Origin of the sequence: Bacteroides gallinarum DSM 18171 = JCM 13658, assembly GCF_000374365.1 — a bacterium.
Classification (GTDB): domain Bacteria; phylum Bacteroidota; class Bacteroidia; order Bacteroidales; family Bacteroidaceae; genus Bacteroides; species Bacteroides gallinarum.
In genome coordinates, this window is sequence record NZ_KB894160.1 from 26,027 (window position 1) to 34,812 (window position 8,786).

Sequence of the window (8,786 nt, forward strand, 5' to 3'; positions counted from 1 at the left end):
CATGCAGACTATTCGTCAAGCTTTTGTGCTTTTACGGCAGAATCCGTTGCTGAGTACCATATTCATACTGGGTACGGCATTTGCCATAACGATGATTATGGCGATTGTAATTACCTGGCAGGTGAAGTACGCGGATATCGAGCCGGAGGTAAACCGCAGCCGTTGCCTGTATATCGGCAGCATACATTTGCAGGGCAAGGATAATAAGAGGCGGAACAATTACAGCGCCTGTTCGCCGGCTTTTATGAAAGAGTGCGTACAGCCACTCAAAGAAGTGGAGGCTTGTACGGCATTCGTCCCGGCAACGGTTGCCTTGATTTCCATGCCCGACGGAACCAACCGTGTAAAAGTGGATGCCATGCAAACAGACCCTGGTTTCTGGAAGGTATTCCCTATGCAGTTCGTTGCCGGACGAGGGTTCGACAACTCGGACTGGGGCGGCGATGCATCGGCTATCGTCATGGCAGCTTCCGTGGCGCGGAAGGTGTTCGGCACTACGGACGTGGTAGGCCGGACGGTGTTGCTCAACCGTAACGAGGCGCGTATTTGCGGTGTGGTGAAGGATGTTTCCGTTACGGCCAAGGATGCCTATGCGCAGGTGTGGAGCCTTTATCCCGCCGAACAGCAAAACTCATCCTCTATCTATAGCTATTCCCAGGCGCATACCGTAGCTGTGCTGGCACGCTCGTCCGCCGATTTTCCGGCTATCAGGCAGGGAATAAAAAAGCGGGTGGAAGATATCAATGCCGTGCAGAGTGAAATGCTGATAGATATCATGGAGCAGCCCGATGAAATCGTGGCGCACGTCAATCACGTATGGGCAAATGTGGGTCCTGATTTGCGCATGCTGTATATACAGTATTTCCTTGCGTTGCTCATTATCCTCTTAGTGCCGTCACTCAATCTCTGCGGACTGAGTAACAGCCGCATGCAGCAGCGTATCACCGAACTGGGGGTACGGAAGGCCTTCGGGGCTACGCGCGGCGTGCTGATAAGGCAGATTTTGAATGAAAACCTCGTGCTGACGCTGATTGGCGGGGCGGTGGGGCTGGTATTCAGCTACCTGTCCGTGTATGCGATGCGTACATGGCTGTTCGTCAACGACCAGAATATCGGCACTTCCGGCGATTTCGACCTGAGCATGTCGGTGTTGTTCAGCCCGACGGTGTTCTGCCTGGCCTTCCTTTTCTGTCTGGTTATCAACCTGCTGAGTGCAGGCCTGCCCACATGGCTCACCGCACGGCATACGATTGTAGATTCTTTGAACGATAAATAACAAGATTGATTATGAAATTCATAGTACATAACTTACGTATGATTGGCGCGCGCTTCCGCAGCAACGGTTGGGTGCTTGCAGAACTGTTTCTGGTATTTATCGTCATGTGGTTTCTCTGCGACTCGCTGGGATGCCTGAAATATACGTTTTATCGTCCGTTAGGCTATGACATAAACCATGTTTACCAACTTTCGATGATTATGGGCGGCGAGAGCCGGGACAGCAGCATGACGAGAGCAGACAAGTATCTCGGTATCCTGCAAAAGCTGCAACGCGAGCCTTCGGTAGAGTCCGCCTTTATCTGTTATTGGAGCTTGCCGATGAGCGGCAACAATAGCTATAACTCGTTGGCGGCAAACGATACGGTAGGGCTGAACGGACGCCTCATTATGGCTACCGCCGATTACAACCGCGTGTTCCGTATGAAAGAGGATGAGGCACGTCCTTTCGCCACGATGCCTGCCGACGGTAACCATGTGATGCTCACCGAAAAGGCAGTCCGCGATTTCAAGAAGAAATTACCGGGCTTCTCTCCGGATACGCCGTTGCACTGGTACGGCGATTCTGCCACGACCGTCGCCCAATACGGAATGGTGGGGAATATACGCACATACCGTTATGGCGACGATGCGTGCGCCTTCTACCGGAGGCTGGATGAAAAGGTAGTCAAGGAGGAATTTGCCGACCAGTGGGCGCAGGTGGTTTTCCGTGTGAAGGAAACGGCGGACTCTCCCGATTACAGGGATAAGTTCCTGAAGGAGATAGCTCCGCGGCTGGATACGGACAATATGTTCATTGCCGATGTCGTTCCTTATGAGGAGCAGCAGTTGTTGTACGAGGTAATGAAAGGGGATGTGGATAAAGTGAATACACAAACTGTCGTAGTGCTGTTCCTTTTGGTGAACGTGTTCCTGGGACTGATAGGCACTTTCTGGTTCCGTACCCGGCGCCGGCGCGGCGAAATAGCCTTGCGGCTTGCAATGGGGAGTACGAAAAGACAGGTGTTCGGCTTGCTGGTGGGAGAGGGACTGTTGTTGCTGGCTCTCGTTACGCTGCCTGCCATGATTGTATGTTATAATGTGGGTATTGCCGAGTTTACGATAGGACATACCGAACTGATTGCTACCTGGCCGGTGAAATGGGGCTTCCTGCGTTTCCTGCTGGGAACACTGGGTGCGTGGGTACTGATTGCGTTAATGGTGATAGTGGGAATCTGGTTCCCCGCACGACAGGCAACCGGCATACAGCCGGCGGAAGCTTTGCACGAAGAATAATAATTAGGAAATAACAAAAAAACAAATGAATTATGAGAGCATTGTTTATAACCCTTAGTTGTATATTTACGGTAATCACCGGTACGGTGTATGCCGCTGGTAATGGAAAAGACGGTAAAGTGAGTGAAGTGCGCAAGGTAGAGGCGTTTTCGTCCATAGATGTAACTTCGGTAGCTTCCGTTTATTTTACCCAAAGCGATACCTATTCCTTGAAAATCGAGGGAAAGGAAGAATATGTGAAGAATACCTCTTCATCTGTAAATAAAGGATGCTTGGTTATCGGCTTTAAGAGTAAGAAGCAGATACGCAACCGGAAAAACGGAGTGACAGTCTATCTGTCTGCACCCGATTTGAAGAATGTGGATTTCTCCGGCGTAGGCTCTTTCAACTGCAAGGAACCGCTGAAGCTGGGCGATGTAAAGTTCCAGGTAGGAGGAGTAGGCGAACTGAGAGTAAGCGATTTAACCTGCCGTTCGCTGAAAGTCGGGCTGGACGGCGTGGGCAGTGCCGAAATTCAGGTTGATTGCGACTTCTTATCTGCAAAGCTGAGCGGTGTAGGACAGGTTACGTTGAGCGGGACTGCCGGACAGGCCGATATATCCAAAGGCGGAGTAGGCAGTGTGAATACCCGTAATCTGAAAGTAGGTAAATAGATTGTAGTGTGCCGTTTAAATAGCGAATGAATAGATGATAAAGCAATATTTTACACAAGCATGGGCGCAACTTCGCCAGCAGCCGCTGATTAGTGCGGTCGGCATAGCCGGCACTGCACTCGCTATCTTCCTCATCATGCTGGTGGTGATGATGCAGCAGGTAAAGGTAGCTCCTTTTGCCCCCGAAAGCAACCGCGACCGTTTTCTGCATGTCAAGACTATGAGCATCACCAATTCGAGTTGGGGAAACGGTACGAGCAACGGGCCGATGAGCGCACAAACCGCCCGCGAGTGTTTCCAGTCGCTGAAAACGCCGGAGGCAGTGACTATCTATACCGCTTTTCCGGTGTCTACCCCCGTGTCTTTGCCGGGCAAGCCGGCGGTAGGGGCGGATTTGCGGCAGACGGACGACATCTTCTGGCGTGTATTCGATTTCTCCTTCATCGGCGGTAAGCCTTACGACAAGGCTGCATTCGATGCCGGACAGCCGGTGGCAGTGCTTACGGAGAGTGTGGCACGCAATATCTTCGGTACGGTGGAGGTTGCCGGGCGCGAGTTCCTGCTCAACCATGCTCCCTATCGTGTAGCGGGGGTAGTGAAGGATGTATCTACACTGGCAGACTGCGCTTATGGGCAGGTATGGGTTCCGTACACCTCGACCGGCATGGATAAGGATACCTGGAACGACCGGCATATGGGGAGAATGAGCTGCACGATATTGGCACATAGCCGGGATGATTTTCCCGCTATCCGCGAGGAGGCGGAACGGCGCAGGCTCGAATACAATACGCTTATCGGGAAGAACGGCTGGGAGCTGATTTACCGCAACCGCCCTTACGACCAGGAAAAGAATGCCTTAGCTTTCGGAGCCAACGTAGAGCCGGATGTGGATGCAGCTCGCCGCCAAAGGGCTGTTATCTTCGCTATTTTGCTGATAGTGCCTGCCATTAACCTTTCGAGCATGACGCAGAGCCGTCTGCGCCAGCGGGTATCGGAAATCGGGGTACGCCGTGCTTTCGGCAGTACGCGCACGGAACTAATGGGGCAGATTATTGCAGAGAACCTGGTGACAACCTTGCTGGCGGGTGTTGTGGGACTGTTGTTGAGCGTGGTTTTCGCATATATGGGCAATACGCTGTTTTTCGCCCAGGAGTTCAGCCAGACCTTGAACCCGCCGGAAGTGGATGCATCTATTCTGCTCCATGCCTCTACCTTTGCCTGGGCATTGCTTTTCTGTTTCGTGCTGAACCTGATGAGCAGCGGTTTTCCGGCATGGCGTGCCTCGCGCATCGGGATTGTGAATGCATTAGGCGGACGGTTGCATTGAAAAAGTTTGCCGCTAAATATTAATCGCAGAAAGAAATGACGAAGAAACTTTTAACACAGATAAAGAACGAATGGCGCAACAACCTGTGGCTGGCGCTGGAATTGCTGGTAGTAAGCGTTGTAATGTGGTTTGTGGTGGATTACCTCTATACACGGACGGCAACCTACCTGGAGCCGCGCGGCTTCGACATCAGCCATTGTTACCTCATAGAAATGGGGAAACTTACCGATAAGAGCCCCGATTATATCCCGGGACAGACCAGCGAGCAGGAAGATGCTGATATTCTTGAACTGGTGGAGCGCCTGCGCCGCCGTCCGGAGATAGAGGCGGTGAGCCTTTCGCAAAACTCGTATCCGTATAACGGCAGTAACTCTACGGACCCGGTACGTTATGATACGTTAGTATCTGATAATTGGACGATAAGCCGTATGGTAACTCCCGATTTCGTGCGTGTGTTCCGTTACCGGGGAGCACGCGGCGAAACGTCCGAACAGCTTGCCGGAATGTTGGAAAAAGGGGAGTTCCTTGCTTCCGACAATCTTTACCGGAAGTACGGCCATTCGCTGACGGAGTTCGTGGGCAAGCGGTTCAGCCTTTTCGGTGATACCACACGCACTTACCGGTTGGGAGCGGCCTTGCAGGATGTCCGCTATTCCGATTTCCAGCAAGCTTACGACTCCTATACTTACTTGTATAAGCTCGGCTGGTACGATACGAAGCTGGAGCTTTGCCTCCGTGTCCGGGACAACCAGGACCATGATTTTATCCGGCGCCTGAAAGCGGACAGCGAGAAGCAGTTCCGCATCGGCAATATCTTTATCTCCGAAGTGCGTTCCTTTAAAGATATACGCCGTAATTTCCAGCAGTCATGGAGCAACGACCTGCGCAATTACGTTATGGGAATGGGATTTCTGTTGTTGAATATCTTCCTGGGGCTGCTCGGCACTTTCTGGTTCCGCACCCAGCAGCGCCGTTCGGAGATTGCCTTGCATAAAGCGCATGGGGCGTCGGACATGAGCATCTTTACCCGTTTGGTATGCGAAGGGCTGTTGTTACTTTTGCTCGTTACGCCGGTAGCATTCGTCATAGACTATAATCTGGCGAATATGGAATTGAACTCCTGGCGCAACGGTACGACCTTGGAGTGGGGACGTCTGCTGCTTTGCGCCTCTGCCGCCTTTGTCCTTATAGGGGCGATGATTGTAGTCGGCATCGGCATCCCGGCACGTAAAGCGATGAAGGTACATCCTGCCGAAGCGCTGCACGATGAATAAAGTTTTTTTAATAACTGGTGCGATTTCCCGATATAACTTGTATATTTGCGTGACTTTAGAGACGTTTACGCAGACAACTCAAATTTGAAAAAATGGGAAAACACCTTTTCTTACTCTATTCATTGGCTTTCTTGTGTTTGATATCGGGAACGCTTTCGGCTGCGGAGAAAACCTATAATGTACTTTTCATACAATCATATACCGAGAACACACCTTGGCACGAGGAGCTTATCGAAGGTTTGCAAAAAGGGTTGGAGAAAGGAGGCGTAAAGGCGAACGTTACTACCGAATACCTGAATGCGGATTATTGGACTTTCGCCTCGGAGTGCGTCATTATGCGCCGCATGTGCGAACGTGCCAGGCAGCGTAAAACCGATTTGATTGTGACATCCAGCGATGAGGCTTTCTTTACGCTGACCCATTGCGGAGATTCCTTGCCACACCAGGTTCCGGTAGTTATATCAGGTATCAAATACCCCGACAAGAAGGTATTCGAAAGGATGCCGAATGTCTGCGGCTTTACTTCGAAAACGGACTTCAGCGTATTGTTGGAGGAGGCCATACGCATGTTCCCCTCGCGTAAGGAGATTGTCTGCCTGTCGGACAGCAGTTTCTTGAGTTGCAAAGGGGTGGAGGCGTTGGAGGAGGCATGGATTCCCTTCAAGCAGAAACATCCGGAATACAGCCTGAAGAAACTGAATGTGCAGGTAAAGGCGCTTAACTCCATTATTACCTCCATTTGCTATGATTACAATGCCTATAAGCATATCGTCGTGGCTCCCAAATGGATTCCTTTCCTCTCGTTGAAGCTGAAGGCTCCCGTATTCGCCAATCAGAACCTGGCTATGACGAGCGGGGTGTTATGCGTTTACGATGTAGAGCCTGCGGCGGATACCTATGCTGCGGGCAAGCAGGCTGCCGGTATCTTGAAAGGGCTTTCCCCTTCCTCGTTCGGAGTGAGCGATTTGACCGGCAAATTATTGTTCGATTATAAGCAACTGGACTTCTTTCATGTAGACGCCGGAAGCGTTGCGAAGCGGGGAACGACCTTGAATATCCCTCTGATAGAACGCTACCGGGTTTTGTTTATCCTGCTCTATTCGGTGGTAGTGGGCGCGTTGGCGCTTCTTGTAGTGTGGCTTTACCGGAGCAAGCGGCGCGAGTCGCGCAGGCGCATACATGCGCAAACCCGCTTGCTGATACAGCAGCGTTTGGTGGAGCAACGGGACGAATTCGATAAAATCTTTTGCTCTATCCGCGAAGGCCTGGTTACGTACGATACCGATATGCGCATCCACTTCGTGAACCGCGCCCTGGCGGAGATGCTGGGGCTGCCGTCCGAAACCTATACGGCACGCTCGTACGAAGGGCAGATTGCCGGCTCCATTTTCCACATTTATATGAATGGCGCGAATATCCTGCATACTTTGCTGAAACAGGTTATCCGCGACAGGAAACCCGTTGTGATACCGGAGAAGGCATTCATGCAGGAGAATACGAAAGGTACGTACTTCCCCGTTTCGGGCGAGGTAGTGCCTATATTCGCAAAAGACAAACTGACGGGCATGGCGATTGTCTGCCGCAACATATCCGATGAGGAGATGCAAAGCCGCTTCTTCAGCATGGCTATCGAGGAAAGCTCCATTTATCCGTGGCAGTACGACATCCGCATGAAATGTTTCCACTTTCCAGGCGGGCTGTTGCAGCGCTTCAACTGCCCCGGCGATACGGATTATATATCCAGGGAAGCGCTGGACAAGATTGTGCATCCCGAGGACTTGCTCCATACGCGCAGGCATTTCGACAATATCATCCTGGGACATGAGCCGAACTCGCGCATGAGCTTCCGTTTGCAGAATGCGAATGGCGGTTACGAGTGGTGGGAGTTCCGCAGTACCGCTTACGACGGCATGACGGCGGATATCCCCTATATGGTGCTGGGAGTATGCCAGAGTATCCAGCGGTACAAAGATACGGAAGACGAGCTGATTGCCGCCCGCGACCGCGCTTTGCAGGCCGACAAGCTGAAATCGGCGTTCCTTGCCAATATAAGCCATGAGATACGCACTCCGCTGAATGCAATAGTAGGCTTTTCCGACTTGCTGAAAGACCTGGACGCTTTCTCTCCTGAGGAAGTGCGGCAGTTTGTCGAGACTATCAATATCAACTGTTCCTTGCTGCTGGCTTTGATTAGCGATATCCTGGACCTTTCGCGTATCGAGTCGGGGACAATGGAGTTTCAGTTCTCCTCTTGCGACCTTACCTCTGTCATGCAGCAGGTTTACGACTCGCAGCTTCTGAACATACCGCCTGGAGTAGAGCTGCGCACCGATTTCCCGCCGGGGGCGGGGCAATATATTGTTACCGACGCCGTACGCCTGAAACAAGTCGTGAATAACCTGATTAACAACGCCAAGAAGTTTACCACGAAAGGCAGTATCACGCTTGGTTACAGGCCGGAGGAGGCCGGATACATCACCGTTTTCGTAGAAGATACCGGAGCGGGCATCTCCGATGAAGACCAGAAGCACATCTTCGAACGTTTCTACAAGGCGGACAGCTTTACGCAGGGCGCCGGTCTGGGGCTGAGCATCTGCCAGACGATTGTAGAACGTTTGCACGGAACCATAACGGTTACTTCGAAGCTGGGCAAAGGAACCCGCTTCGAAGCCAGGATAAAAGGGGATATTCAGTAAATGTCCCTAAAAATCAAGATGGCATATGAAGATGATAGAGCATACTCACTTCATATGCCATTTTTATAGTCCTATTCCTGTAATTTCTCACACAATCTTACCCTACAAGACATGACGCTCGGGAAGAAGTCTGAAGACATCTTCTGCCTCTGCCTGTAAAATCATATCATGCCGCTTTCACCGTCCTGTTCCTGATCTTGTCTATCATCAGTACGGCATTTGCCGTATGTATTCCAAAGAAAATCCACAGGATTTCCGTCTTCCTGTTCCGTGCCTTTATCCTTGA

At 51.5% G+C, this 8,786-nt stretch carries 6 protein-coding genes; all 6 read left to right on the plus strand.

The genetic code is table 11. From position 1 onward, the window contains the following. Nucleotide 1: 1 nt before the first annotated feature. The 6 genes from C233_RS0118205 (at nt 2) to C233_RS0118230 (ending at nt 8,500) form a co-directional block, all read left to right on the plus strand. The gene (locus C233_RS0118205; RefSeq protein WP_018668966.1) at nt 2-1,276 is read left to right on the plus strand and encodes an ABC transporter permease; all 1,275 of its coding nucleotides are present in this window, start codon (nt 2-4) and stop codon (nt 1,274-1,276) included. An 11-nt stretch (nt 1,277-1,287) separates the two neighbouring features. Continuing rightward, a complete protein-coding gene (locus C233_RS0118210) occupies nt 1,288-2,550 on the plus strand; it encodes an FtsX-like permease family protein (protein ID WP_018668967.1) in 1,263 nt (420 codons plus the stop codon). 32 nt (nt 2,551-2,582) lie between these two features. After that, nucleotides 2,583-3,203: a GIN domain-containing protein gene (locus tag C233_RS0118215; protein WP_018668968.1), complete on the plus strand. Its 621-nt coding sequence runs from the start codon at nt 2,583-2,585 to the stop codon at nt 3,201-3,203. 34 nt (nt 3,204-3,237) lie between these two features. Continuing rightward, on the plus strand, nt 3,238-4,530 hold the full coding sequence (locus C233_RS0118220; RefSeq protein ID WP_018668969.1) for an ABC transporter permease: 1,293 nt from the start codon (nt 3,238-3,240) through the stop codon (nt 4,528-4,530). Between the two features lie 35 nt (nt 4,531-4,565). Beyond that, the gene (locus C233_RS0118225) at nt 4,566-5,804 is read left to right on the plus strand and encodes an ABC transporter permease (RefSeq protein WP_018668970.1); all 1,239 of its coding nucleotides are present in this window, start codon (nt 4,566-4,568) and stop codon (nt 5,802-5,804) included. Between the two features lie 92 nt (nt 5,805-5,896). Next, nucleotides 5,897-8,500: a sensor histidine kinase gene (locus C233_RS0118230; protein WP_018668971.1), complete on the plus strand. Its 2,604-nt coding sequence runs from the start codon at nt 5,897-5,899 to the stop codon at nt 8,498-8,500. Nucleotides 8,501-8,786 lie beyond the last annotated feature (286 nt).